Origin of the sequence: Sphingobium sp., assembly GCF_033795625.1 — a bacterium.
Lineage (GTDB): Bacteria > Pseudomonadota > Alphaproteobacteria > Sphingomonadales > Sphingomonadaceae > Sphingobium.
On record NZ_JARYGI010000131.1, the window covers coordinates 1 to 667 of the forward strand.

1 pseudogene is annotated in these 667 nt (G+C 60.0%); it reads left to right on the top strand.

The window, feature by feature from the left end:
- Window positions 1-667, top strand: a pseudogene (locus tag QHC67_RS18990) (IS630 family transposase); the annotation flags it as partial.

A 667-nucleotide genomic window follows, 5' to 3' on the forward strand; every position in this document is an offset into this window, starting at 1 on the left:
GCCCAGCGCCAAGTTCTGGCGGAGATTGTTGAAAGCGGCCCGATCCCGGCGATCCATGGAGTTGTCCGCTGGCGGCTGATCGACCTGGCGCGTTGGCTCCATGATGAATTTGGCGTATCGCTGACCGAAACGACCGTGGGGCGGGAGTTGAAGAAGCAGGGCTATGTCAAACTGACAGCGCGCCCGCGCCACCATGCCCAGAATGAATATGCTTTGGAGGACTTCAAAAAGGGGGCTTTGCAGCCGAGCTGGCAAAGATCAAAGGCGCCCTCCCGCGCGGCACGCCGATAGAGGTCTGGTTCCAGGACGAAGCCCGCATCGGCCAGAAGAACAAGATCACCCGCCGCTGGGCCAGGCGCGGTACTCGGCCGTCGGCACCCAAGGATCAGAGGACGAAATCAGCCTATATCTTTGGTGCTATCTGCCCCGAACTCGGCAAAGGGGCTGGCCTGATCCTTCCGTTCTGCAATACCCAGACCATGTCGCTGCACCTGGCGGAAATATCGCTCGCTATCGAACCGGGCGCCCACGGCGTGCTGCTGATGGATCAGGCCGGATGGCACATGACCGGGAAGCTGGAAGTGCCCGAGAATATTAGCATCGTTCCGCTGCCGCCGAAATGTCCTGAGCTCAACCCAGTAGAAAATATCTGGCAGTTCATGCGCGA